General features: G+C 71.2%; 21 protein-coding genes. 6 read left to right on the plus strand and 15 right to left on the minus strand.

What is annotated here, in order from left to right:
• Positions 1-105: 105 nt before the first annotated feature.
• Genes AB0D53_RS30075 through AB0D53_RS30115 form a run of 9 tightly spaced genes read right to left on the minus strand, consistent with a single transcriptional unit; the run spans position 106 to position 8,311 of the window.
• The gene (locus AB0D53_RS30075; protein ID WP_362452197.1) at positions 106-1,455 is read right to left on the minus strand and encodes an ammonium transporter; all 1,350 of its coding nucleotides are present in this window, start codon (positions 1,453-1,455) and stop codon (positions 106-108) included.
• Positions 1,456-1,509: 54 nt separating this feature from the next.
• A complete protein-coding gene (locus tag AB0D53_RS30080; protein WP_362452198.1) occupies positions 1,510-2,493 on the minus strand; it encodes an urease accessory protein UreD in 984 nt (327 codons plus the stop codon).
• Between the two features lies 1 nt (position 2,494).
• On the minus strand, positions 2,495-3,115 hold the full coding sequence (ureG, locus tag AB0D53_RS30085; RefSeq protein WP_362452199.1) for an urease accessory protein UreG: 621 nt from the start codon (positions 3,113-3,115) through the stop codon (positions 2,495-2,497).
• A 33-nt stretch (positions 3,116-3,148) separates the two neighbouring features.
• Positions 3,149-3,916: an urease accessory UreF family protein gene (locus AB0D53_RS30090; protein ID WP_362452200.1), complete on the minus strand. Its 768-nt coding sequence runs from the start codon at positions 3,914-3,916 to the stop codon at positions 3,149-3,151.
• Positions 3,917-3,920: 4 nt separating this feature from the next.
• The gene (gene ureC, locus AB0D53_RS30095) at positions 3,921-5,645 is read right to left on the minus strand and encodes an urease subunit alpha (protein ID WP_362452201.1); all 1,725 of its coding nucleotides are present in this window, start codon (positions 5,643-5,645) and stop codon (positions 3,921-3,923) included.
• Entirely contained in the window at positions 5,645-6,160 is a 516-nt protein-coding gene (locus AB0D53_RS30100) for an urease subunit beta (RefSeq protein ID WP_362452202.1), read from the minus strand. The genes ureC and AB0D53_RS30100 overlap by 1 nt, the downstream gene beginning before the upstream one ends.
• Complete coding sequence (locus AB0D53_RS30105) at positions 6,157-6,978, minus strand: cobalamin biosynthesis protein CbiX (RefSeq protein ID WP_362452203.1); 822 nt, start codon at positions 6,976-6,978, stop codon at positions 6,157-6,159. The genes AB0D53_RS30100 and AB0D53_RS30105 overlap by 4 nt, the downstream gene beginning before the upstream one ends.
• A gap of 4 nt (positions 6,979-6,982) precedes the next feature.
• Entirely contained in the window at positions 6,983-7,288 is a 306-nt protein-coding gene (locus tag AB0D53_RS30110) for an urease subunit gamma (protein WP_148838475.1), read from the minus strand.
• A 60-nt stretch (positions 7,289-7,348) separates the two neighbouring features.
• On the minus strand, positions 7,349-8,311 hold the full coding sequence (locus tag AB0D53_RS30115; RefSeq protein ID WP_362452206.1) for an urea transporter: 963 nt from the start codon (positions 8,309-8,311) through the stop codon (positions 7,349-7,351).
• Between the two features lie 197 nt (positions 8,312-8,508).
• On the opposite strand from AB0D53_RS30115, the gene AB0D53_RS30120 reads away from it, so the two are divergent.
• Entirely contained in the window at positions 8,509-8,979 is a 471-nt protein-coding gene (locus AB0D53_RS30120) for a CrcB family protein (RefSeq protein WP_362452208.1), read from the plus strand.
• Positions 8,976-9,350 carry a CrcB family protein gene (locus AB0D53_RS30125; RefSeq protein WP_362452209.1) on the plus strand — a complete coding sequence of 125 codons (375 nt, stop codon included), beginning with the start codon at positions 8,976-8,978 and terminating at the stop codon, positions 9,348-9,350. Before AB0D53_RS30120 ends, AB0D53_RS30125 begins: the two co-directional genes overlap by 4 nt.
• Before the next feature lie 84 nt (positions 9,351-9,434).
• On the opposite strand, the gene AB0D53_RS30130 is transcribed toward AB0D53_RS30125, so the two are convergent.
• Positions 9,435-9,611, minus strand: coding sequence for a hypothetical protein (locus tag AB0D53_RS30130; protein ID WP_329819128.1), 177 nt, complete (start codon positions 9,609-9,611; stop codon positions 9,435-9,437).
• A gap of 348 nt (positions 9,612-9,959) precedes the next feature.
• On the minus strand, positions 9,960-11,444 hold the full coding sequence (locus tag AB0D53_RS30135) for an SDR family NAD(P)-dependent oxidoreductase (protein WP_362452211.1): 1,485 nt from the start codon (positions 11,442-11,444) through the stop codon (positions 9,960-9,962).
• 300 nt (positions 11,445-11,744) lie between these two features.
• Here AB0D53_RS30135 and AB0D53_RS30140 point away from each other — a divergent pair, with 300 nt between their 5' ends.
• The 3 genes from AB0D53_RS30140 (at position 11,745) to AB0D53_RS30150 (ending at position 15,127) form a co-directional block, all read left to right on the plus strand.
• The gene (locus tag AB0D53_RS30140) at positions 11,745-12,965 is read left to right on the plus strand and encodes a fused response regulator/phosphatase (RefSeq protein WP_362452268.1); all 1,221 of its coding nucleotides are present in this window, start codon (positions 11,745-11,747) and stop codon (positions 12,963-12,965) included.
• Positions 12,962-14,572 (plus strand): ATP-binding protein, encoded by a 1,611-nt coding sequence (locus AB0D53_RS30145; protein ID WP_362452212.1) that lies wholly within the window; start codon positions 12,962-12,964, stop codon positions 14,570-14,572. Before AB0D53_RS30140 ends, AB0D53_RS30145 begins: the two co-directional genes overlap by 4 nt.
• A gap of 99 nt (positions 14,573-14,671) precedes the next feature.
• The gene (locus tag AB0D53_RS30150) at positions 14,672-15,127 is read left to right on the plus strand and encodes an ATP-binding protein (RefSeq protein ID WP_329818989.1); all 456 of its coding nucleotides are present in this window, start codon (positions 14,672-14,674) and stop codon (positions 15,125-15,127) included.
• A 41-nt stretch (positions 15,128-15,168) separates the two neighbouring features.
• On the opposite strand, the gene AB0D53_RS30155 is transcribed toward AB0D53_RS30150, so the two are convergent.
• The 3 genes from AB0D53_RS30155 to AB0D53_RS30165 form a co-directional block, all read right to left on the minus strand.
• On the minus strand, positions 15,169-17,532 hold the full coding sequence (locus tag AB0D53_RS30155; RefSeq protein ID WP_362452213.1) for a GH92 family glycosyl hydrolase: 2,364 nt from the start codon (positions 17,530-17,532) through the stop codon (positions 15,169-15,171).
• Between the two features lie 133 nt (positions 17,533-17,665).
• On the minus strand, positions 17,666-20,275 hold the full coding sequence (locus AB0D53_RS30160) for a PA14 domain-containing protein (protein ID WP_362452214.1): 2,610 nt from the start codon (positions 20,273-20,275) through the stop codon (positions 17,666-17,668).
• A gap of 160 nt (positions 20,276-20,435) precedes the next feature.
• Positions 20,436-21,116, minus strand: a complete 681-nt coding sequence (locus AB0D53_RS30165) for a (2Fe-2S)-binding protein (RefSeq protein WP_362452215.1) — start codon at positions 21,114-21,116, stop codon at positions 20,436-20,438.
• 244 nt (positions 21,117-21,360) lie between these two features.
• Between AB0D53_RS30165 and AB0D53_RS30170 the strand changes: the two genes are divergently transcribed.
• Positions 21,361-22,503 (plus strand): DMT family transporter, encoded by a 1,143-nt coding sequence (locus AB0D53_RS30170; RefSeq protein WP_362452216.1) that lies wholly within the window; start codon positions 21,361-21,363, stop codon positions 22,501-22,503.
• Here the strand turns inward: AB0D53_RS30170 and AB0D53_RS30175 are convergent.
• Positions 22,473-23,810: a transglycosylase family protein gene (locus AB0D53_RS30175; protein ID WP_362452217.1), complete on the minus strand. Its 1,338-nt coding sequence runs from the start codon at positions 23,808-23,810 to the stop codon at positions 22,473-22,475. The two genes, AB0D53_RS30170 and AB0D53_RS30175, sit on opposite strands and share 31 nt — an antisense overlap.
• Positions 23,811-23,817 lie beyond the last annotated feature (7 nt).

Genomic DNA, 23,817 nt, shown 5'->3' on the forward strand with positions numbered 1-23,817 from the left:
ATGCAATCTTCCAGACAGAACGAAACAGTTCCCCCTTACTCATCCGATGACTGACCGAGCCGTGCCCGGCACGGGTCCCTCAGGGCCCGGCCACGGCAGAGCACGTCACTTGGCCTCCTCGCGGGCCCGCAGCAGCTTGGTGATCTGCCGGACGAGTTCGTCGTCGCTGGTCACGGCCTTCCCGGAGACCAGGGCGCCGAGGCGCTCGGCCGTCTGGAAGTCGTAGGCGCGCTCCCGTTCCGTACCGGGCACACTGTCGTACTCGTCCTGCGCGCGGAAGCCGACGGCCAGATGGACCACCTTCGCGATGATCCAGGTGAGGATGAAGGAGAACGCCATCACGGAGAGGATGGCGACGAGCTGTTTGCCCAGCAGCCCCCAGCCGCCGCCGTAGAAGAGCCCCTTCTTGCCGCTGATCCGTGCGGTGGCGAACAGACCGACCATGATCAGGCCGATCAGGCCGCCCACGCCGTGCACGCCCACCACGTCCAGCGTGTCGTCGACCCCGAAGCGGTACTTGAGCGTGACGGCGAAGGCGCAGACCGCCCCGACGACGAGGCCCGTGACCACCGCCCCGAGCGTGTTGATCTCACCGCAGGCGGGAGTGATGGCGACCATGCCCGCGACGGCGGAGGAGACCACGCCCATGGTGGTGACCGTGCCGGTGCGCCACTTCTCGACCAGCGGCCAGGTGATCATGGCGCCGGCGGCGCCGAGCTGGGTGTTGATGAAGGCCCCGGCCGCGGTGCCCTGGTCGCTGAGCGCCGAACCGGAGTTGAAGCCGAACCAGCCGAACCACAACAGCCCGACACCGATCACCACGAGCGGAATGTTGTTGGGCCGCTCCTCACGGCGGGCGAAGTCGCGCGGCGCCCGCAGCGCCAGAGCGACGGCGAGCCCGGCGACCCCTGAGTTGAGCTCCACCGGCAGACCGCCGGCGAAGTCCAGCGCACCGAGATGCTTGACGATCCACCCGTCCTGGTCGAACACCCAGTGGGCTAGGGGGATGTAGACGACGAGCAGCCACAGGACGACGAAGACGAGCCAGCCCTTCATCGTGGCGCGGTCCGCGATCGATCCGCTGACCAGCGCGACCGTGATGATCGCGAAGCCCATCTGGAAGGTGCTGTAGACATAGGTGGGAATGTGACCGGTGAGCGTGTTCAGCTCGATGCCGCGCATGAACACATGGTCGAGATTGCCGATGAGTCCGGCGCCGCCGACGTCCGGGCCGAAGGCCAGCGTGTAGCCGATCACCCACCAGACGAGCGTGCCGAAGGCGAGCGCGGCGAAGCTCATCTTGATCATCATCAGGATGTGCTGGGTGCGCACCATGCCGCCGTAGAAGAACGCCAGTCCCGGCGTCATCAGCAGCACCATGGCGGTGGAGGCGAGCAGCCAGGCGGTGTCACCGGAGTCGTACGCGGGTGGCATCGGCGCGGGAGCGATGTTCATCTGCGGATACCTCGTCGTGGGGGGCGGAATGGGGTACGGGGGGTCGATGGTGCGTCAGGGCTTGCGCGGATCGGGGGCCGGGTGGCCGGTGAGCAGCCGGCGTACGGCGTCCCAGGCGGCGGTGTGCGCGGCGGCCACCCCGACCGGGCTGTCGCCCAGGAGCCGGACCCAGGCGCCGCAGTCGTGGGGCAGCACGCTGACCCCGTACAGGACGCCGAGTCCGGCCAGCGCCCCGTGGAGGGTGTCGGCGAGCTCGCCGGCCGGGGTGCGGTCGGAGACGACGAAGAGCGAGGCGACATGGTCGTGTCCGGCGAACACCCCCGGGCCGACGACCCGGTCGCCGTGCGCCCCCGCGCCCGGTGCCAGGCGCAGGGTGTCGATGGCGAGGACGGTGCCGTCGGGCCGGGCGATGTGCAGATCGGTGGCGAGGACCCGGTAGTCGTGGCGCTCGCCGCGGGCGAGCCGCCCCGCGGTCAGGGTGTCGCCGACGACCGCGGTGGCGCCGGGTGCGACCGTGACCTCGGTGCGCTGGTAGAACCGCGAGCCCCTGAACGGGATCAGCGGGTCCGGCAGGTACTCCGCGTAGGCGCCCTCGTCCACCGTGAGGTGCACGCGCTGGCTCGCGTAGTCGTGCTCCATGCGGAAGACCTTGGTGGCCGCCTGGGTGGTCAGATGCACTTCGGTGCCGGGCCCGCAGCGGAAGTCCATCCGGTAGCGGTCGGCCTGGGCGATGCCGCCGCCGGTCGCCATCAGATAGACGTAACTCATGCCGGGCATCGCCGGGTCGATCCACAGCGGCCGCATGATCTGCAGCGGGGTCTTCTGATAGCGCTCGACGAGTTCGGTGCGCCCACCCCGTACCGCGAAGGCCAGGTCGAGGATGCCGACCTTGGCCGGGGAGCCCGGCGCCAGCGTGTCCGGCACGGAGGCCAGCGCCGCCACGTCCGGGGGGACGCGGACCGCGGTGTAGTACTCGGGGGCGAGCCGGTCCGGCCGGGACGGCCACGGGCCGGGGTGCGCGGACGGGGTGGGGAGCATGTCAGATCAGCGCCTTGCGGCGCGATTCGAGGAAGGCCATGACGTCCTCGACCCCGACGCCGGTGAGGCAGTCGGTGAGGACGACCGGGCGGTTCTCGCGGACCCGGTGGGCGTCGGACTCCATGACGCCGATGTCGGTGCGGACGTACTTGGCGATGTCGATCTTGTTGATGACGAGCAGATCGGAGTCGGTGATGCCCGGGCCGCGCTTGCGGGGCATCTTCTCGCCCTCGGCGGTGTCCAGGACGAAGACGAAGAGGTCGACCAGGGCCGGGCTGAAGGTGAGAGTGAGGTTGTCGCCGCCGGACTCGTAGAGCAGCGTGTCGGTGTCGGGGAAGCGCTCCAGCAGCTCGGCACCGGCCGCCAGGTTCATCGTGGGGTCGTCGCGCACGGCGGTGTGCGGGCAGGCCCCCGTCTCGACGCCGACGACGCGTTCCGGTTCGAGGATTCCATCGAGGGTGCGCCGGATGTGCTGGGCGTCCTCCTGCGTGTAGATGTCGTTGGTGATGACGGAGGGGCGGTGGCCGCGCTCGATCAGCACGGGGACCAGCGCCTCGATGAGCGCGGTCTTGCCGGACCCGACGGGTCCGCCGATGCCGACCCGCAGTACGTTGTCGTCCATGATGCTCCCTGGCTCGTGAGGGGGATGGCTGGATCAGCTGGCGAACAGCCGCGCCTCGGCGCGTTCATGACGGCCCGACATGACGTCCGAGGCGAAGACGGTGGCGCCGACGTCGGCGAGTTCGCGACGCAGCGCCGCCTCCGCGGCCGCCTCGATGACGGGTGCGGCGGCCCGCAGCAGGACCTGTGCCCCGCGGTGGTCGGTGAGCCGCAGCCGCAGGGCGGCGCCCGCGAAGCTCGCGCAGAACGCGAACAGGTCCGAGGCGACCGCCTGACGGACCGGGACGCCGGTCGCCGCGTGGATGACGCCCGCGGCCACCGCCTGGGTCCCGGGGGACTCACGGCGTACGACACGGCCGAAGTGCTCGGTGATCTCCGGGCGGTCGAACACCTCGGCGGCCAGGTCGAGGAGCTGACGGCCGGTCCGGGTGGCCGCCTGGCGCATCTCGCGCCCCAGCTTGGTGGCGAACAGGTGCTGGTCGATACGGACGACGGCCGCCGCGTCGCCCGCCCGGGTCGCGCGGTGGGCGAGCGCGAGCGCGGTGGCGTCGGCCGGACCGACCCCGTGCAGCAGCAGATCCTCCAGCAGCAGCGGCAGGCTCTCCCGGTCGACCGCCCCGGCCTGGGCGAACCCCTCCAGGCTGTGCGACAGCGTGTAGAAGCCGCTGGGGAACGCCGAGTCGGTCAGCTGGAGGCCGACCAGCAGCGGCCCGAGCGCGGGCTCGGGGGCCGCTGCCTCGGCGGTGGCCGCGCCCGGCCCCCGGTCGGCCTCGCCCAGGACGCCCTTCTCGTCGCGGTACATCGGCCTAGACGAGGAAGAACAGGTGGTTGAGGGGCAGTTCCTCGGCCGGGTCGATGGTGGCGACCTTGCCGTTGAGCGTGACCTTGAACGTCTCCGGGTCGACCTTGATGTCCGGCAGCGCGTCGTTGCGGACCATGTTGTGCTTGCCGATGGTCCGGGTGCGGCTGACCGGGAGCACCGTGCGTTCCAGGCCCAGTGCGGCCGGTACCCCGGCGGCGATGCCGGCCTGGGACATGAAGGTGACGTGGGTCGTCGGCAGGGCCTTGCCGTACTGCCCGAACATCGGCCGGTAGATCACCGGTTGCGGGGTCGGCAGCGAGGCGTTGGGGTCGCCCATCTGCGCCCAGGAGATGATGCCGCCCTTGATCACCATCTTCGGCTTGGCTCCGAAGGAGTGGATGGGCCAGAGCACGATGTCGGCGAGCTTGCCCTTCTCGATCGAGCCCACGTGGTCGGAGATCCCGGTGGCCACGGCCGGGTTGATGGTGACCTTCGCGAGGTAGCGGAGAACCCGCTGGTTGTCGTTGCGGGCGGAGTCGCCCTCCAGCGTGCCGAGCTTGTCCTTGCAGTGGTGCGCGGTCTGGAAGGCACGGGTGACGGACTCCCCGACCCGGCCCATGGCCTGCGAGTCGGAGGAGAACATGCTGATCACACCGAGGTCGTGCAGCACCGACTCGGCGGCGATCGTCTCGGCGCGGACCCGGCTGTCGGCGAAGGACACGTCCTCGGGGATGTCGTGGCTGAGATGGTGGCAGACCATGACCATGTCGAGGAGCTCGTCCACCGAGTTCTTGGTGTACGGCAGTGTCGGGTTGGTGGAGGACGGCAGTACGTTCGGCTCGCCGGCCACCCGCAGGATGTCCGGGGCGTGACCGCCGCCCGCGCCCTCGCTGTGGAAGGTGTGGATGGTGCGGCCGTCGATCGCCGATCGGGTGTCCTCGAAGAAGCCGCTCTCGTTGAGGCTGTCGGTGTGGATGGCGACCTGGACGTCGTGCCGGTCCGCGACCTTCAGCGCGTTGTCGATCACGGCGGGGGTCGCACCCCAGTCCTCGTGGACCTTCAGGGCGCAGGCCCCGGCCTCGATCTGCTCGTCGAGCGCCTCCGGGAGGCTGCCGTTGCCCTTGCCCATGATGCCCAGGTTGACGGGGATGGCCTCGGCTGCCTGGAGGAACCGGGCGATGTTGTACGGACCGGGCGTGCAGGTGGTGCCGTTCGTCCCGTCGGAGGGGCCGGTGCCGCCGCCGATGAGGGTGGTGATGCCGTTGGTGAGCGCCTGCTCGGCCTGCTGGGGCGAGATGAGGTGTACATGGGTGTCGATGGCGCCCGCGGTGGCGATGAGGTGCTCACCGGCGATGGCCTCGGTGCCGGGCCCGATGACCAGGTCCGGGTGGACGTTGTTCTGCGTCTGCGGATTGCCCGACTTGCCGATCCCGGCGATGAATCCGTCCTTGATGCCGATGTCGCACTTGACGACGCCGACGATCGGGTCGATGACGACGACGTTCGTGATGACGGTGTCGAGCGCACCCTGGGCGGCGGTGGCCTGCGGGTCGGCCGCCATGCCGTCGCGCATGGTCTTGCCGCCGCCGTAGACGACCTCGTCGCCGTACAGGCCCTCGCTGTAGTCCTTCTCGACCTCGACGACGAGGTTGGTGTCGGCGAGGTGGAAGCGGTCGCCGACCGTCGGGCCGAACATGTCGGTGTACTGCTTGCGCGGCAGGATGGGCATCAGCGCGAACCCTTCTTCTTTCCCTTGGAGTCCTTGGAGTCCTTGGAGTCCTTGGCGTCCTTGGCGTCCTTGGCGTCCTTCGAGCCCTTGGTGGTCTTGCCGGTCCCGGGGCTCTTCTTCGGTGCTGCGGAGCCGGCGTCTTCCCGCGTCCCCTGGAATCCCAGCTCGATCGCCCTGCGGACGGCCTCGACCTTGACCGGGTGCGAGGCGAGGCTGCCGTTGAGCAGCCCGCTGAAGCCGACGAGCCGGCCGGTTCCGGCGTACGCGCACAGCTCCACGTCGCGTGTGCCGCCGGGCTCGATGCGCACCGATGTACCGGCGGCGATGTTCAGGTGCATGCCGAGCGCCTGCTGGCGGTCGAACGACAGCGCCGAGTTGACCTCGAAGAAGTGGTAGTGCGAGCCGACCTGGACCGCGCGGTCCCCGGTGTTGTGCACGGTGAGTTTCACCGTGCGGCGACCGGCGTTGATCTCGATCGGTTCCTTGCCGTAGATGTACCTCTGACGGGTCGTCATGCGGTGCTCCTGATGACTTGGCCCGCACCATGTCCATGGGTGTGCCGGTGCGGGTGCGGATGTCCGTGACCGTGGTGGTGTGCTGTGCCCGGTGGGTGGGTGTGGGAGTGGCCGTGGTTGTCGGCCGCGGTCAGTCCGGCCGCGATGCCGTCGTCACCGCGCTCGCCCCGGTGCCGCCGGGCATCGGCCACGCGCTCGGCGAGCACCCGGGCCAGCGCCGCCGGAGCGATCAGCGGACCGGCGTGCTCCACGCGCGCACCGGGTACGTCGGGTACCCGCGGCTGGGCGAACGCCGCCGGGAGCAGCACCACGTGCCGCGCGCCGAGCAGGGTGCAGCGCCGGACGCCTTCGGCGGGGTCGGGGTCGCCCCCGGTGAACGCGACCTCCACCAGGTCGTGGCTGCCGTAGCGGCGGACCAGGCAGGCGACCCGGTACAGCTCGGCGTCCTCGAACGGGTCGCCGGCCGGGGCGGTGACCAGCAGCGCGGCGGTGTCCGGGGCACGGCCGGCCGCCGCGCGCAGCCAGGCGATCAGATGCTGGGAGGTGCCGAACGGCTCGGCCAGCACGACCCGGGCACGGTCGGCGGCGGACAGTGCGCGCAGGGTGCGGGCGGTGTCCGCGACGAGTTCCGGGTCGCGGCCGAGCGTCATCGGGACGACGCAGCTCTCCTCGCCCCGGCGGCTCGGCGCGGCAACGGCACGGAACAGTTCGCGGCCGTTCGCCACGACGGTCACCCCGGGGGCCACGAGGCCGCGCAATGCCTCTCCGTACGCGGCCTCGTGGCCGCACACGGCGATCACCCGGCAGGGGTCGGACACCGGTTCAGCCGCCGATGGGGTCGTGGCAGGACACCAGTTTGGTGCCGTCCACGAAGGATGCCTCGATCTGGAGCAGTCCGAGCATTTCCCGTACGCCCGGCATCGTGTCGTCCTCGCCGACGACGTGACGGCCGAGTTCCATGCAGTCGGCGACGCTCCTGCCGTCGCGTGCGGCTTCCAGGATCGCCTCGCTGATCAGCGCCACGGACTCGCTGTAGTTGAGCTTGAGGCCGCGGTCCCGGCGTTTGCGGGCCAGATCGGCCACGACGTACACCAGCAGTTTGTCGATCTCGCGAGGTGCGAGGTTCATCGTCAGTACCTTCCTCTGGGATACGGGGAGGGGCGGGGATGGGTCCGGGTCCGGGCGTCGTCAGCCGCTCCTGCGGAAGCGGGGCAGCAGGGGGACGGCCGCCATGAGTGCCCAGGTCACGAGGATGAACGGCCAGGTGAAGGTGTGGCCGCCGAACGGTTTGAAGAACGAGGTCAGTGAGGCGGTCAGGCCGGTGGAGGCCGCGGCGCCGAAGAGCGCGTACGCCCCGTTCCACACCGTTGCGGTGAGGAAGACCGCGCCGACGGCGATGGCGACGAGCACGGCGTTGTATCCGTAGATCCCGTCGGCGATCAGTGACGTGGGGGCGCCGAGCGCCCAGGCGGCGACGATTCCGACGACGGAGCCGGCCGCCGCGTACAGCACCACGCGCACCCCGGCGAAGGCCAGGCCGACGAGCATGATGAGCCCGACGTACCACGCGTCCACGAGGAAGATCTGCGAGACATTGGTGAAGAAGGCGTGCCACAGTGCGTCCCAGGAGATCGCGGTGTCACCGCTGGTGGTGCTGGACACGGCCTTCGGCGCTCCGTGCCAGATCCGCCCGAAGGACGGCGCCCCGAGCACCATGACTCCGGAGACCAGGCAGAACGGTGCGGTGAGCGCGGTCAGTCCGTAGGGCTTGAGCAGGGTCGTCAGTGTCATCGTCAGTACGGTGCACATGATCGAGCCGATGACGGCGAGCACATACGTCGCGGGGTGGTGCCCGAGCGAGGTGACCAGTGCGATGCCGGTGAGACAGCCGGAGTACCCGTGGAGGCCCAGCGCGATGCCCGACCGGTCGACACCGAGCACGTAGGCGGTCAGGGTCGAGACGGCGGTGCCCAGGGTGGCGAAGAGTCCGATCCGCCAGCCCGCCGCCCACAGTCCGGCGAGGATGAACGCACCGGTCCAGATGCACGACTGGAGGTCCACCTGCCCGACTCCGCGCACCGAGGCGACGAGGAAGGCCGTCGGCTGCCGGCCTTCGAGTTTCCGGACGACTGCCGGCTCGGCGATGGGCAAGGGAGGCTCCAGCGGCTCGGCGGGGAAAGGGCACTCTCCACGCGGAGCGGAGGGGCCGGAAGTGGCTCACCGCCATCAACGCATATGCCGCGCGGCACTTCTCGTCCTGCGGTGTTCCACTGCGCCGTTCGAGTCCGTAAGTGAGCCTTTCCGCGCGCTGGACGTGCGTGCGCGGTTCGGCTGGCTAGGTTCGCCGGATGTCCCCCAGGATGCGACTGCACCACCACACCCACCCCGATCACCACCCCGGGGCACAGCCGGCCGTCGTGGTGGCCGTCGCGATCGGCGGCGCCGCGGGGGCCATGGCCCGCTACGGCGCCGAGCGTCTCTGGCCGACCGGCCCTTCGGCGTTCCCCTGGACGATTCTGCTGGTCAACACCGTGGGCTGCTTCCTCATGGGGATCCTGATGGTCACCATGAAGCTGCGCTTTCCCGGAGCGCCCCGGCTGATCAGCCCGCTGCTGGGCACCGGGGTGCTCGGCGGGTTCACCACGTTCTCCCACTACACGGACAATGTGCGACAGCTCTTCGAGAACGGCCTGCCCGGATACGCGGTCGGCTGTCTGCTGCTGACGGTCGTGGCGGCCCTGGCCGCCGTGACGGCGGGCGCCTTCGCCACGCATCTGGCCCTGGGGCGCGGCTACGCGGACCGGGACGGCGTCCGATGACCGACTGGCTGCTGGTCCTGGCCGGCGGACTGGTCGGTGCTCCGCTTCGCTATCTGCTCGGTGTGGATGCGAAGTTCCGTCTCCACACCGCCTTTCCGTGGGGCACCTTCGCGGCCAACGCGGGGGCCGCGCTGTTCCTCGGCTTCCTCTCCGAGGCGGTGACCGACGGGGATCTGGGGACCCGGATCCAGCTTCTGCTCGCCACCGGTTTCTGCGGCGCGCTGTCGACCTGGTCGACGTTCTCGTACGAGCTGCTGACCCTGACGTCGGCCCGCCGGCTGGCCATGGCGGCCGGATATCTGGTGCTCACCGTCGGTGCGGGCGTCGGTCTTTCGTTCGCCGGGGCGGCCGTGGCGCGGGCGGCCCTGTGAACGGCACACGCCACAACGAGCCGAGCTCCGGACCGCGCGATGCGGGCCGGAGCTCGGGTGTTGGTGCCGGGGTACGAAGCGAAGTCAGTCGATGCTCGGCAGGATGTGCGGCTCGGCGAGGTCGTCCTCGTAGCCGGCCAGCCGGATCGGCGCGGACCGGGCCCAGACCTCGATGTTCCGGAGCTTCTCGGGCCTGCGGGTCCGCTCTCCGTGCCGTTCGGCCGGTCGCTTCTCGTGCTTCGTCATTTCCGGTGTCGTCACCGCGCACTCCTTTGTGTCATGTAGCCCCGGGCATCGCCGATGCTCCGGGCTCACTACCGGGAGTCGGCCGCCCGTGGCGGGGCAGGGGGCAAGAACAGTTCGGTCGCGGTGGCGCCGGGTACGGGGCGGGACGGCGACTTGGTTGAAAGCCTGTCCCAGGACGGTCGAGGAAGGTTTGTGGACTCCTCGATTACGTCCGTTCACATCAGGGTAACCAAATGAGCGCTTCCGCGCTCGATGGAACGTGTGCTCTAGGTCACTTTCAGCCACCGGATACGGGAAAGGCCCGGTCGGGAGCGACTCCCGGCCGGGCCCACGGCGGCTCACGCACGCCGCATCGGCGGACGACTACCAGTTGGCGGGTGCGTAGTCCTTGAGGAAGCAGCCGTAGAGATCCTCGCCGTCCTCGCCGCGCACGATCGGGTCGTAGACCCGGGCGGCTCCGTCGACCAGGTCGAGCGGGGCGTGGAAGCCCTCCTCGGCGAGGCGGATCTTGTCGGGGTGCGGGCGCTCGTCGGTGATCCAGCCCGTGTCGACGGCGGTCATCAGGATGCCGTCCTTCTCGAACATCTCCTGGGCGCTGGTGCGGGTGAGCATGTTCAGGGCGGCCTTGGCCATGTTCGTGTGCGGGTGGCCCGCGCCCTTGTAGCCGCGGCTGAACACACCCTCCATCGCGGAGACGTTGACCACGTAGGCGCGCTCGGCTGCCGTCGCCGCCATCGCCGGGCGGAGCCGGCTGATCAGGATGAACGGGGCGGTGGAGTTGCAGAGCTGGACTTCCAGCAGCTCGATCGGCTCGACCTCCTCGACCGTCTGGATCCAGCTGTTGGTGTCGTGCAGGTCGGGCACCAGTCCGCCCGCGTCGATCGCCGTCCCGGCGGCGATCCGCTCCAGCGAGGCGGAGCCGGTGACCAGGGCGAGCTCGGTGACGTCCTGCGCGCTCAGGCCTTCCTTGCGGGCGGCCGGCAGGGCCGCGACCCGGTCGACGGTGCCGCTGCCGAAGGTGCCGATGACCTCGGCGGCGGGCAGCTCGCCCGCCGGGAGCGGCGCGGACTCGGCGTTGACGAGTTCGCTGTACGCGTTCGCGGAGCGGCGCACCGTCTGCGCCGCGTTGTTGATCAGGATGTCCAGCGGGCCCTCGGCGGCGACCGAGTCGGCGAGCGCGACGACCTGGGCGGGGTCGCGCAGATCGATGCCGACGATCTTCAGCCGGTGGATCCACTCGTCGCTGTCCGGCATCGCCTTGAAGCGGCGGATCGCGTCGTTGGGGAAGCGGGTGGTGATGGTGGTGTGCGCCCCGTCGCGCAGCAGCCGCAGCGCGATGTACATGCCGATCTTCGCCCGGCCGCCGGTCAGCAGCGCGCGCCGCCCGGTGAGGTCGGTCCGCGCGTCGCGGCGCGCGCGGTTCTCCTTCGCGCACGACTGGCAGAGCTGGTGGTAGAACGCGTCCACCTCCACGTACCTGGTCTTGCAGATGTAGCAGGACCGGGGCCGCTGGAGCACTCCCGCGATCTCGGCGCGGGCGGACGACGACGGCAGGACCCCCTGGGTCTCGTCGTCGATCCGGTCGGCCGAGCCGGTCGCGGTGGCCTCGGTGACCGCCTTGTCGTGCGCGGTCTTGGCGGCGCGGCGCTCCTGGCGACGGCGCTGCTTCACCGTCCGGTAGATCCCGGCCGTGGCACGGCGCACGGCGATGGCGTGGGGGTGGTCGACCTCGATGGTGTCGAGTTCGTCGAGCACGCTCAGGCAGACGGCCAGCCGCTCCGGGTCGATACCGGGACCGAACTCCTCAGTTCCGGGAGCGAGCTCCGGGCTGTCCTCTGTCACCGTCATTGCCGTTCCTCTGTCATCCGTCTCTCGTGGCGCCGACCGCCGTACCTGTTCCTGCCGGGCCGAACGCCCCGATCAAGTCTGCCATGCACCTGATGCTGCTCCGTTCGCGTGACTTCGCGCGCGTGCGGTGCGGGTGCGAACGGCCTCCGGCCGCCCCGTCCCGACGTCTCCTCCACGGGCCGGTCACATATGCTTCGCTGCCATACGGCCGGGGTGTGCCGTGCCGTACGTACGAGGGGGTGCAGTGTGACCGGGCTCCCCGCGGGCGGCTCTCCGGCGAAACCCGCGCGTTCGGACGCCATCCCCGTGCAGCCGGGTCCTGCCCCGGCCGGCACCGGTTCGGTGTGGGACGTCGACGCCGTGATCCTGCTGGTCGAGGACGACGCGGGCGATGCGCTCCTGGTCGAGGAGATGCTCGCGGACAGCGAGCTGGACTCCGCGCTGACCTGGTGCAAGACACTGACGGAGGCCCGCCGGTTCCTGGCCGGCAGCCGGACACCGTGCTGCGTACTGCTCGATCTGCATCTGCCCGATGTGTTCGGTCTCGACGCGGTCACCCAGATCGTCGAGTCGGCACCGGACGCGGCCATCGTGGTGCTGACCGGCCGGGCCGAGGCCGATACGGGGCTGTCGGCCGTGGCCACCGGCGCCCAGGACTATCTCGTCAAGGGCCGGCTCGATCCGGAGGCGCTGGGCCGCTCGGTGCGGTACGCCCTCCAGCGCAAGCAGGTCGAGCGGGCGGCGGCGGCGCTGCGCGCCAACCGGCTGATGGCTCAGGAGAACGCCCGCCTGGAACGCGGTCTGCTGCCCGTGCCGCTGTTGCACGACGACTCCTTCGAAGCGGTCGCGCGGTACGAGCCGGGCCGGGCGCACGCCCTGCTCAGCGGGGACTTCTACGACGTGGTGCAGACGTCCGACGGCACGGTGCACGCGGTGATCGGCGATGTGTCGGGGCACGGGGCCGCGGAGGCGGCGCTGGGGGTCTGTCTGCGGGTGGCCTGGCGTACGGCGGTGCTGTGCGCGACCGGCCAGCTCGAACAGGTCCGGCTGCTGGAGGAGATCCTGGTCGCCGAGCGCTCCGACCCGCATGTCTTCGCCACCGTCACCTCGCTGGCCTTCGCTCCGGACCGGCGCCGGGTGCGGGTGGTACGGGCCGGGCACCCCGGGCTGCTGCTGCGCAGTGGTGCCCGGGTGAGCTGGGAGGAGCCCGAGCCCGGGATGGCGCTGGGTCTGGTGCCGGGGACGGGGACGGCGCGGTGGAGCGTCTCGGAGCTGTCGCTGCCCGGGGACGGCCGGGCCGTCCTGTTCACCGACGGTCTCTTCGAGGGGCGCTCCGGGCCGGGTTCCCGGCTGGGCGAGGAGGGGCTGCTGGCGATGGCCCGCCGGCACGGTTCACTGGCGGCCCGTGCCTTCGTCGACGCCCTGGTCGACGGGGCCGCGGGGGCGGCGTCCCCGTACGGCGGCCTCGCGGACGATGTCGCCGTGCTCCACCTGGGCTGGGGACGGAGCAGCGGGCGATGAGCGGCCGTGACGCGAGCGGCCCTGCCTCGCGCCTGTCGGTCCAGCACCGGGTGCATCTGATCCTGGCCGTCTTCGTGCTGATCGTCTGCGCCGGATCGGTCGTCGGCGGCCTCGTGCTGTCCCGGATATCCGACCGCACCACCGAGCTGGTGGACCGTATCCAGCCCGCCCGCTCGTCGTCGTTCCAGCTGCAGAACGCACTGCTGGAACAGGAGACCGGGGTCCGCGGTTTCGCGCTCACCGGTGATACGACCTTCCTGCGCCCGTACGAGCAGGGGATGCGGGACGAGAGCCTGCGGCTGGCCCGGGTGCGGGCGCTGGTCGGGGACGAGCAGCCCTTCGCCGACGATCTCGACCGGATCGCCGAAGCCGCGAGGGAGTGGCGGGGCCGGCACGCCGAGCCGCTGGTCGCCGCGGTCCGCCGGGACGGCCCGGCCTCCGAGTCCTCCGTGCCCATCCGGCAGAGCAAGGACGAGTTCGACACGCTGCGGCGGCTGTACACGGCCCAGCAGGCCCATCTCGACGTGGCCCGCGACCGGGCCCGCGCCGATCTGGGCACCGCCCGCACCACCCGGGACCAGGTGCTCATCGCGCTGGTCGTGGGCTTTCTGCTGACCGTGGTCTCGCTGGGACTGCTGCTGCACCGGACGGTGGGACGCCCGCTGAACCGGCTGACCGCCGCCTCCGACACGGTCCGTTCGGGGGCGTTCGACAGCCGGATCGAGATCGCCGGCCCCTCGGACGTGCGCGCGGTGGCTGCGGCCGTCGAGGACATGCGCCGCCGTATCGTCGAGGAGCTCGCCGATTCCCGGGAACGCGAGAAGCTGCTGGCGGAGCAGGCACAGGAGCTGCGCCGCTCCAACGCGGAGCTGGAGCAGTTCGCCTATGTCGCCTCGCACGATCTCCAGGAGCCGCTGCGCAAGGTCGCCTCGTTCTGCCGGCTGCTGGAGAAGCGGGCCGCGGCCTCGCTCGACGACCGGGCCCGGCAGTACATCGACTACGCGGTGGACGGCGCCGACCGGATGCAGGTGCTGATCGACGATCTGCTCACCTTCTCCCGTGTGGGCCGGGTGCACGACAAGTGGAAGCCGGTCGCTCTCGACCGGACCCTGGACCGTGCGCTGGCCGATCTCGCGCTGGTCGTCGAGGAGTCCGGCGCCACGGTCGTACGGGAGGGCCCGCTGCCGGAGGTGACCGGGGACGCCACGGCGCTCTCCATGGTCTGGCAGAACCTGATCGGCAACGCGGTGAAGTTCCGCCGCCCCGGCGTACCGTGCCGGATCTCCGTCGGCTGCGTACGGGACGGCGAGGACTGGCACTTCCTGGTGGCGGACAACGGCATCGGCATCGCGCCGGAGTCCGCGCAGAAGGTGTTCGTCATCTTCCAGCGCCTGCACGGCAGGGACGAGTACGAGGGAACGGGCATCGGTCTGGCCCTGTGCCGGAAGATCGTGGAGTTCCACGGCGGCCGGATCTGGCTGGACGAGGAGACCGCCGAAGGCACCCGCATCCGTTTCACGCTGCCGGTCACCCCCGGCGTGCCCTCGCGCGCCGCGGCGGAACCGCTCGTCACGGACACCATGGCCGGGCGGCCCGGCCATGGCTGAGAACTGCCGGGTTCTTGCCGGAGTGGGACCGTTCGTCGCGGGTAGGCGGACACCGAGAAGCTGTCACAGAACACCCCTGCGTCGCCCTGGCTGGAGCACATGAACGAACAGGTCACCTCGCGGCCGGCCGGACGCCCCTGCCCGGACCGGCCCACGGAGGTTCTGCACAGCGCCGAGGTGTTCGACGGCGAACCCGGCTGCATCGCGCAGGCCCGGGCGCTGGCCGACCGCTTCCTGGTCCGGCTGGCCGCCGAGTGGCTCGCGGTCTTCGGTGAGCACACCCGCAGCGATCTCCTCCTGGCGGTGAGCGAGCTGGTCACCAATGCCGACCGCTACAGCCAGGGCCCGTATCTGCTGGAGCTGGAGGGCACCGCGGAGCGCGTCAGCGTCACGGTGTACGACTCCAGCACCGCGCTGCCGCTGTTCTACTCCCCCGACCCGACGCGCCCCGGCGGCCACGGCATGGAGATCGTGGTGGCGCTGTGCGACCGGCTGACCGCCGAGCGCGTGCCGGTGGGCAAGCGCATCCGGGCCGAGTTCGAACTGAGCAGCTGAGCTGTGGGGCGGGCGGGACGCCGCCCGCCCCACGACCACGGTCAGCCCAGTGCGGGCGGGGCGTCCGCGGTGGCGGTGCCCCAGGACGAGGGCTCACTGCCGACCGTGAAGGAGAGCGAGCGGGCCGAGCGGATGTCGTCGGTGGTCAGATAGGTGCGCGTACGTGCCGTGCCGTCGAGGCGGGCCGACCGGATGTAGCGGTCGCCGGCGGAGGTGCCGGGTGCGCTGACCGTGAACGATCCGCGCGGGTAGTAGCGGCGGTCGAGCCTGAGGTCGACGCGCTCGAAGGCGGGCGTGGACAGGCCCCAGGTGTCGGTGCCGGGCTGCACCGGGAAGACGCCGATGGCGGACAGCACCATCCAGGCGGACATGGTGCCGAGGTCGTCGTTGCCGGTCATGCCGGTCGGGGTGTCGGTGAACAGGGTCAGGGCCGCGTGCACCACATCGGTGGTCTGCCAGGGCCGGCCGGTGGAGAGATAGGTGTACGGGGCGATCAGGTCGGGCTCGTTCTGCGGGTTGTACTTGTCGGCGTTGTAGTACGCGTACGGGCCGTTCACCCAGACCTCACGGGCGGTCCTCGCGGGGTCGGCGAGCAGCTTGTCGTAGGCGAAGAAGGAGTCGAGCCGCCGGTTGGCGGCGTCCTTCCCGCCGATCAGCCCGACCATGCCGGGCAGGTCCTGCGGGACGAGCCACTGGTACTGCCAGGAGGTGCCCTCGTGGAAGCCTTCGCTCCCGGCCGGGTCGGCGGGGCCGGTGAAGGCTCCGGCGGTGTCGCGGGCGCGGAAGAAGCCGGTCGAGGGGTCGAAGATCTTCCGGTAGTTCTGGGCTCGTTCCGCGTACCGCTCTGCGTCGGCCTCGTGGCCGAGGTCGCGGGCCATCTCGCCGAGCATCGCGTCGGACAGCGCGTACTCCAGGGTGGCGGAGGCGCCGTGGTCGTAGTCCGAGTCGCCGGGCTTGGCGTGCTGCCGGCCCTTGATGTACGGGGCGAACCCGTCCCTCAGGTACTGGACGTTGGCCTCGCGGCCCACGGGTGCGGAGTCGGCGGGCGGCACCCCGTCGGCGTTCTTCTTCAGGGCGCGGTACGCCTCCTCCTCGTGCCCCTTGAGCAGCCCCTGCTGGTAGGCGTTGGTGAGGAAGGGGGTGACCGGGTCGCCGGTCATGATGTTCGTCTCGACCGTGCCGTAGCCCCACTTGGGGAGCCAGCCGCTCTCGGCGTCGATGCGCAGGACCGAGAGCGCCATGTCGCGGGACTCGCGCGGGGCGAGGAGGGAGAGGAGCTGGGCCTGGGTGCGGTAGGTGTCCCAGAGCGACCAGTTCTGGTAGTAGGTGAAGGCTCCGTCGGCGGCGACGGCGCGGTGCGTCTTCTGGTCCCATCCGGTGTAGCGGCCGTCGGCGTCGCTGCCGATGTTGGGGGCGAGGAAGGACCGGTAGAGGGAGGAGTAGAAGGTGCGGCGGAGCTGCTCGCTGCCGCCCTGTGCCCGTACGCCTTCGAGCCGTTTCTCCCAGGCCTGCCGGGCGGCGTGCTCGACGCGGTCGAAGCTGCGGCCGCCCTCGGTACGGAGGTTGAGCGCGGCGCCCTCGGCATCGACGTAGCTCAGGGCGGTGGTGGCCTCGACGGTGCGGTCCTTCGTGGTGTCGAAGCGCAGCCAGGCTCCGTTGCGGGCGCCGGCGGCGGAGGACTTCCTGGTGCCCTCGGTGACGGTGTCGCCGTTCCAGGTGCCGGAGGTGGTGAACGGCCGGTCGAAGCGGGTCACCGTGTAGAGGGTGTACGGCTTGGTGTCCTGGCAGAAGCCGCTGCCGGTGATCGCGGTCCGTACCGTCCGGCTGTCGAGGATCTCCACCTCGGACGAGAGCGTCCGGTGCAGCGACTGGCCGGCGTTGAGCAGGACGTTGGCCTTGTCCGTGGCGGGGAAGGTGTAGCGCTGCACACCGGTACGGGGGCTCGCGGTGAGCTCGGCGTCGATCCCGGTCTTCAGCCCGACCCGGTAGTAGCCGGGGCTCGCCTGCTCGTCGTCGTGACTGAACTCCGCGGCGTAATCGGCGTAGTCGGTCTCCGTGATGTCGCCGGTGGTGGGCAGGGCCGGCAGATCGCCGCCGAGCCCGCAGCCGACGCCGGAGAGATGGACGGTGGAGAAGCCCCGGATGTGGTTCTCGCCGTAGTCGTAGCCGGTGTTGTGGCCGGTGTCCGGGGAGAACTGCACCATGCCGAACGGCACGGAGGCGCCGGGGTAGGTGTTGCCCTCGTTCTGGGTGCCGATGAACGGGTTGACCAGATCGGTCAGTTGTCCGTCGGTACGGGGCGCGGCCTGGGCCGTGGCCCCGGTGGTGAGGAAGCCGCCGAGGAGCGCGACGGCGGCGAGTGCGGCCGCCGGGGCGCGGAGCCGCGGCCGTGGGGTCCGGTGCATGGGGAACTCCTCCTTGGACAACGTTGTCAGAGCGCGATCATTCTTGATTCCCCGGTGAGGGGCGTCAAGAGGTCGGACACGAACGCCGCGGCCCGTCCCGGGCGGACGGGACGGGCCGCGGCACTGTCATGGGTCAGGCGGCGGGACACCCCGCCACGACCGGCTGCGAGGCGTCGCGGACCAGCGCCTCCTGCGCCTTCCTGATCCGCTCGACATCGGGCTTGACGACCCGCCGGTCGTAGGTGAGGAGCCCGTTCAACTCCCCCTCGACGTCGGAGATCTGGGTGTAGACGGCGCCGTTGCTGCCCTGGCAGGCGAGCTTGCGCACCTCGTCGAGCCTGGCCAGGTAGTCGTCGGTGTAGGTGGCCGGGTCGACCGCGATGTACGACTGCTGCACGGCCCAGGCGTGCCCGGGTACGGCCAGGCCGAGCCCCCCGTACTCGCCGCTGACCAGGGCCCGCCGCCCGTCGGGCCGGGGCAGCGCGGGGCTCGGATAGCCGTGCGCGTCGGCGATGTCGCCGTTGCCGCCGTCCACCGCGCCGCAGCAGTTGAGCCCGCTCATGTTGTTCACCGGCCGGGTCGGGTCCCAGGACTTGGCCTGGTCGGCGATGCGGGCCTGGTCGTACTGGCCCCAGCCCTCGTTGAAGGTGACCCACATGACGACGGACGGGTGACCGGAGTGTTCGTCGATCATCTCCTTCATCTCCCGCTCGTATTCGGCCCGGGCGGCGGCGGACGGATCGACGGTGTTCATCGCGGGCATGTCCTGCCAGACCAGCAGGCCCAGCCGGTCCGCCCAGTAGAACCAGCGGTCGGGCTCGACCTTGATGTGCTTGCGAACGGAGTTGAACCCCATCGCCTTGTGCATCCGCAGGTCGTACGCGAGGGCCTCGTCGGTGGGTGCGGTGTGCAGCCCGTCGGGCCAGAATCCCTGGTCGAGGGTGGCCATCAGGAAGACCGGCTCGCCGTTGAGGACGGTGCGCGGGGTGCCGTTCACCTTCTCGACGGCGATCGACCTCATCCCGAAGTAGCTCCCGACCCGGTCGGATCCGACGGTGAGCTCCAGCCGGTAGAGATGCGGGTCGTCCGCGGACCACAGGTGCGGGTCCGGCACGGGCAGGTCCAGCGCGGCACCGGTGCGTCCCGTGACCTGTGCGACCTTGCGCCTCCCGTCGTACGCGGTCGCCGTGACGGGCACCCCGTCCCGCACCCCGCGCACCTCGACGGTGACCTTCTCGCCCGGGACGTCGGGGGTGATCCTCAGCGAGTCGGCGTGGTCGGCGGCGACCGGTTCCATCCACACCGTCTGCCAGATCCCGGACGACGGGGTGTACCAGATGCCGCTCGGGTCGAGACGCTGCTTGCCCATCGGCGGGTTCTCGCCGTCCGCGGAATCGGTCGGGTCGTGGACGCCGACGATCAGCTCCTGGGTGCGGCCGGGCTTCAGCGCGTCGGTGATGTCGGCGCTGAACTTGTCGTAGCCGCCCTTGTGTTCGGCGACCCGCCTGCCGTTGACGTACACCTGCGACTGCCAGTCGACGGCGCCGAAGTTCAACCGGAGCCGCTTGCCCGACCCCACTTTCCAGCCCTTGGGGACGGTGAAGGTGCGGCGGTACCACATCCGGTCCTCGTGCCGCTCGATCCCGGAGAGCTGCGACTCGACCGGATACGGGACGAGGATCTTCTCACCGAGCTTCCTGCCGACCGGGGGCCGCTCCCCCGCCTTCGCCGCGGCGAACTCCCAGGTGCCGTTGAGGTTCTGCCAGTTGTCCCGGGTCAGCTGGGGCCGCGGGTACTCGGGCAGCGCGTTGCGCGGCCCGACCTCGTCGGCCCACTCGGTCCGGAGCTCGTACGTGGAGCGGTTCGGCCCGCCGGACCAGAAGGCCCCGACAGCCTTCCCGTCCTCCCCGGCCAGCGCTCCCGCGCCGTCGTACCGGACATCGGCGAGCCCCTTGGCGTCCCCGGCCTTGTTGCCGACCACGGGTTCCTTGAGGGCGACGGTGAGGCTGCGCGGGTCGGACGGGTCGGCCTCGGCGGCACCCAGCGGCCACTCGGCGCCGCCGATGACCGCGTCGAGGTGGTTCACCAGCCCGGCGGGCAGGGGCGCGAGCTTCTGCGCGAAGTCCAGTTTGAGGGTGCGGCCGTCGGCGAGGACGGTGGCGGCGATGGCCCCGTCGTACGCGAAGCCGTCGGGCAGCCGGAAGGCGGACTGCGGCACCGGGACCTTGCTGCCGCCGGGTTCGGTCCACTTCAGGTGGAGGTTGGATCCTCCCTGGTGCTCGAAGAACTCCACCTTGAGGTCGTAGGCCCTGCCCGCGGTCAACTCGACCGGCTGCGAGGTCTGTTCCTTCTCCCAGTCGTCGACCCAGTGGTCGATGACCGGCTTCCCGTCGATCCAGAGCCGGAAGCCGTTGTCGCCGATCATCGAGAAGACATGGGCGCCGGTCTTCTCCGGCACGATCTTCCCGGTCCACCGGATGCTGACGTCGTCGCTCTGCCCGGTGGCCGAGGCCAGCCGCGGCTCCAGCGTCGGGAAGTCGATGGCGGGGTCGAATCCGGTCGCCCTGAGCTGCCCGAAGTCGAAGGCACCGGGGGCGGACTGGGTGTAGTACTCGCCCTTCAGACCCCGCACTTCGCCGGAGCCGGCGGGGTCGGGGGCGGCGGACGCGGTGGGCACGGCGGTCAGACCGGCGGCGCCGAGAACTGCGGCGAGAAGCAGTACCAGGTTCTTTCTGATGCGCACGGATCCTCCTAGCTGAGGAAGGGTGGCGGCTCGTTGCAGCAGGATGTACAACGTTGGAAGGAACGGCAGTTGGCATGACAGCACGACACCCGAGCCGGTGTCCAGGTGCATGACAAAGGGAGGGTCGGGTGCGCCCGCTGTCCGGTGGGACGACGGTGTGTCAGACGCTCTCGAAGACGCAGTCACCGCAGAGGCCGCCGGCCGGTGTGCGGTAGTACAGACAGCAGCTGCGCCGGCGGAACGCCGTGTCGTGCGGGGCTCCGGTGTGCCGGAGGTCGGGGTCGTCGAAGAGTTCGGCGGCCAGTGCGCGGGCCCGCGCGGCCACGTCGGGGCGGTGGTGCGTCCGCGCCCAGGCGACGAGTTGGCGCACCGCTCCCGCCAGCGCGGATCCCGCGTTGCCCCACAGCAGCCGGTCGGACAGGGGGCCGTCCCGGTGGACCGCCTCGGCGAGGGGCACGAGGTGGCCGTACTGGACGGCTTCCCTGATCCGGCAGGCGGTTCCGGGCAGCGACCCGGTGCCGTCCAGCCAGAGTTCGTCGGGGGCCGGGGGCCGCGGGTCCCAGTGGAGGACGGCGGGCGAGAGGACGGGGAAGCTGCCGGTCAGGACCGCCGGTCCGAGGGCGACCGACCAGAGGCGCGAGGCCAGCCCCAGGTGCGCGACGGAGGCGGCCACCCGCCGCTCGGAGGTGTCCAGCCGGGCGGCGACGGTGTCGATCCGGTCCGTGAGCGGTGCCTGCTCCCCCTCGTACAGCCGCGCCAGCGGGCGGTGCGTCCCGCCGGGCGGCGCGGTGGTCCGCAGCGCGAAGAACCCGCCCACCGAGGCCGCCGCGGACCCGTCCATCGATGACGATCCTTCCCGGCGCTCCGGCCTTCTGCCCCGACCCGCGCGGCCCCTGACGTGCCGCGCTCCGCCGTTCACCGTATCCCCCCGCGGGCCAGGGGTTCCGGGAGGGTCAGCGGTCTCCGGGGGAGAGCCACCCTCCGCAGGAGGACACTGGGACCACGGCCGTACTACCAAAGAAGTACGCCGAATCGCCGTCTCAAGGACGACGACGCAGCCGCGTGGAAGAGACATCGTGGTGTACATGAGTTCCCTTGCGCTGTCCGTGCTGCTGTCACTGGTCTCCGCGGTCGCGTACGCGGCCGGGGCGATCGTCCAGGAGCGCGTGGCGACGACCGGCGACGACCGCTCACTCGCACCGCTGCGCAACCGCGCCTGGTGGGCCGCCGTGGCGCTGAACGGCGGGGGCGCGGTGCTCCATGTCGTGGCCCTGGCCTTCGGCCCGCTCAGCCTCGTCCAGCCGCTCGGAGCGCTGACCATCGTCTTCGCCCTGCCGATGGCGGCGCTCTTCGTACGCCGTCGGGCGGGAGCAACGGCGTGGCGGGGCGCGATCATGGCGACCGTCGGCCTGGCCGGCCTGCTCGCGCTCACGGGGAACTCCGAGTCGCACTCCCTGAACGGCACGGACCAGCTGATCGTCGCCGGCGTGACGCTCGGCGCGGTCGCACTGCTCGCCCTGATCTCCGTGGGCGTGCGCCGGCCGGTGGTACGGAGCGTGATCCTGGCCGGGGCGGCGGGCATCGCGTTCGGCATCGCCTCGGTGTTCGTGAAGACGGTGGCGGTGGGATGGGCCTCCGGCGCCCTGGCCACGGGGCTGCCGGCGCTGGTGGCGATCGGCGGTTTCGCGGCCGCCGGGATGATCCTCTCCCAGGCCGCGTACCGGGGTGCCGGGCTGACCGCTCCGCTGGCGACGGTGACCGTGGTGAACCCGGTGATAGCGGCGGTCGTCGGCCTCACGATGTTCGGTGAGCAGTTCCGGCACGGCACGGCCGGGACCATGCTCGCGCTGGCCTGTGCGGTGCTCGCCGCGGGCGGTCTGATACTGCTCACGACGGAGCGGCTGGGCTCGGAGCACCGTGCCGCGCAGGCGGCGGGCAGCGTGCTCACGGACGCGCCGGTGGGCGGGACGGACGCGGAGGGCGAGGTGCCTGTCTTTCTGACGCCTGCGGCCCCGGTGCCCGCCACGGCCCTCGAAGCGGCCCCGGAAACGTCCTCCTCTGCGCGTCCCCTGCCCGCGCTGATGCCGCTGGACTGTCTGGGCCGGGTGGCGTTCGGTCCCGGGGCGTCGTCGTACACCGGCACGGAGCGGCGGGGCGGCTCGTCCGCGGGGGCCGCCGATCCCGACGACGCGGCCGTTCAGACGCTGACGCCGCCCGCCCTGAGGTAGACCAGCGGGTCGATGTCCGATCCGTAGCCGGGGCCGGTGCGGATCTCGAAGTGCAGGTGCGGGCCCGTGACGTTCCCGGTGGAGCCGGAGCGGGCGATCCGCTGGCCCGCGGAGACGTGCCGGCCCTCACGCACATGCAGCGCGGACAGATGGGCGTACTGGCTGTACTTGCCGTCGCTGTGCCGGATGACGACCTGGTAGCCGTACGCCCCGCCCCAGCCCGCCGAGACGACCGTGCCGGAGGCCACCGCCCTGATCGACGTGCCGGTCGGGACGGGGAAGTCGACCCCGGTGTGGTAGCCGCTGGCCCAGGAACCGGCCTGGTGGTACGGGGTGCCGATGCCGGCCGCCACGGGGGCGACGAGACCGGGGTGCTTCTCCGTCCGCTCCTTCGGACGGTGGCCCTCGGTCTTCTTCGGGTGCGGCTTCGGCTTCGCGGTGTCGTGGTGCGGCTTCGCCGTCCGGAGCCGGGGCTCGGCCGCTTGCTGCTGGGGCTTCGCCTCCTGGTGCTGCGATGAGGCCGCTCGCTGCTTCGGCACGGTGGCCGTCCGGGGCTTCGGCTCCTTCTTCGGCTCGGCCTGTGCGGGCGCGCCCGTCCGGGGTGCCGCCTTCGGCGACCGTGCCGTGTCCAGGCTCAGGCGCTGGCCGGGCAGGATGAGGTCGGGGTCGTCGCCCACGACCTCACGGTTCTGTGTGTAGAGGTGCTGCCAGCCGCCACGGACCTGCTTCGCCGCCGCGATCGCCGAGAGCGAGTCGCCGCGTGCCACGGTGTACGACTTGCGCTTGCCGGGAACGGTGGTCGGCGTGGCGGGGGCGGAGGTGCGCTTCGTCGTCGGCTTCTCCGCGGTGCTGTTGCCGGGGGCGGCCTTGCCGGGGGCCCGTACCTGACCGGTCCGCTGCGACTGCGGGTTGATGTCGGCGGCGTCCCCGCCCCTGGTCAGCCCCGCCCTCGTCGAGCAGCTGGGCCAGGCGCCCGGTCCCTGTGCGTCGAGCACCTTCTCGGCGATGGCGATCTGCTCGCCCTTGGTGGCCAGATCGGCGCGCGGGGCGTAGACCGTGCCTCCGTACGCCGACCAGGTCGACCGGCTGAACTGCAGCCCGCCGAAGTAGCCGTTGCCGTTGTTGATGTGCCAGTTGCCGGTGGACTCGCAGGCGGCGACCTTCTCCCAGACATCCGTCGACGCGGCGCCCGCCGAGGCGGCTGCGATGAGCGGGAGCGCGATGCCCGCACCGCCCGCGGTGACCGTGAGCGAGGCACGGTTGATCCGGCTGGGCTGATATCTGCGGTGCCGTCCGTTCGCGGCCATGGCTTGG

The organism is Streptomyces sp. NPDC048295 (assembly GCF_040652135.1).
Taxonomy (GTDB): domain Bacteria; phylum Actinomycetota; class Actinomycetes; order Streptomycetales; family Streptomycetaceae; genus Streptomyces.

Bases quoted from the DNA above. Each gene is read 5' to 3' on its own strand.
- AB0D53_RS30120 (WP_362452208.1), top strand. From the start codon at position 8,509: ATGTCCCCCAGGATGCGACTGCACCACCACACCCACCCCGATCACCAC.
- AB0D53_RS30125 (WP_362452209.1), top strand. From the start codon at position 8,976: ATGACCGACTGGCTGCTGGTCCTGGCCGGCGGACTGGTCGGTGCTCCG.
- AB0D53_RS30075 (WP_362452197.1), bottom strand. From the start codon at position 1,455: ATGAACATCGCTCCCGCGCCGATGCCACCCGCGTACGACTCCGGTGAC.
- AB0D53_RS30165 (WP_362452215.1), bottom strand. From the start codon at position 21,116: ATGGACGGGTCCGCGGCGGCCTCGGTGGGCGGGTTCTTCGCGCTGCGG.
- ureG (WP_362452199.1), bottom strand. From the start codon at position 3,115: ATGGACGACAACGTACTGCGGGTCGGCATCGGCGGACCCGTCGGGTCC.
- AB0D53_RS30150 (WP_329818989.1), top strand. From the start codon at position 14,672: ATGAACGAACAGGTCACCTCGCGGCCGGCCGGACGCCCCTGCCCGGAC.
- AB0D53_RS30100 (WP_362452202.1), bottom strand. From the start codon at position 6,160: ATGACGACCCGTCAGAGGTACATCTACGGCAAGGAACCGATCGAGATC.
- AB0D53_RS30080 (WP_362452198.1), bottom strand. From the start codon at position 2,493: ATGCTCCCCACCCCGTCCGCGCACCCCGGCCCGTGGCCGTCCCGGCCG.
- AB0D53_RS30170 (WP_362452216.1), top strand. From the start codon at position 21,361: ATGAGTTCCCTTGCGCTGTCCGTGCTGCTGTCACTGGTCTCCGCGGTC.
- AB0D53_RS30145 (WP_362452212.1), top strand. From the start codon at position 12,962: ATGAGCGGCCGTGACGCGAGCGGCCCTGCCTCGCGCCTGTCGGTCCAG.
- AB0D53_RS30155 (WP_362452213.1), bottom strand. From the start codon at position 17,532: ATGCACCGGACCCCACGGCCGCGGCTCCGCGCCCCGGCGGCCGCACTC.
- AB0D53_RS30090 (WP_362452200.1), bottom strand. From the start codon at position 3,916: ATGTACCGCGACGAGAAGGGCGTCCTGGGCGAGGCCGACCGGGGGCCG.
- AB0D53_RS30175 (WP_362452217.1), bottom strand. From the start codon at position 23,810: ATGGCCGCGAACGGACGGCACCGCAGATATCAGCCCAGCCGGATCAAC.
- ureC (WP_362452201.1), bottom strand. From the start codon at position 5,645: ATGCCCATCCTGCCGCGCAAGCAGTACACCGACATGTTCGGCCCGACG.
- AB0D53_RS30110 (WP_148838475.1), bottom strand. From the start codon at position 7,288: ATGAACCTCGCACCTCGCGAGATCGACAAACTGCTGGTGTACGTCGTG.
- AB0D53_RS30135 (WP_362452211.1), bottom strand. From the start codon at position 11,444: ATGACGGTGACAGAGGACAGCCCGGAGCTCGCTCCCGGAACTGAGGAG.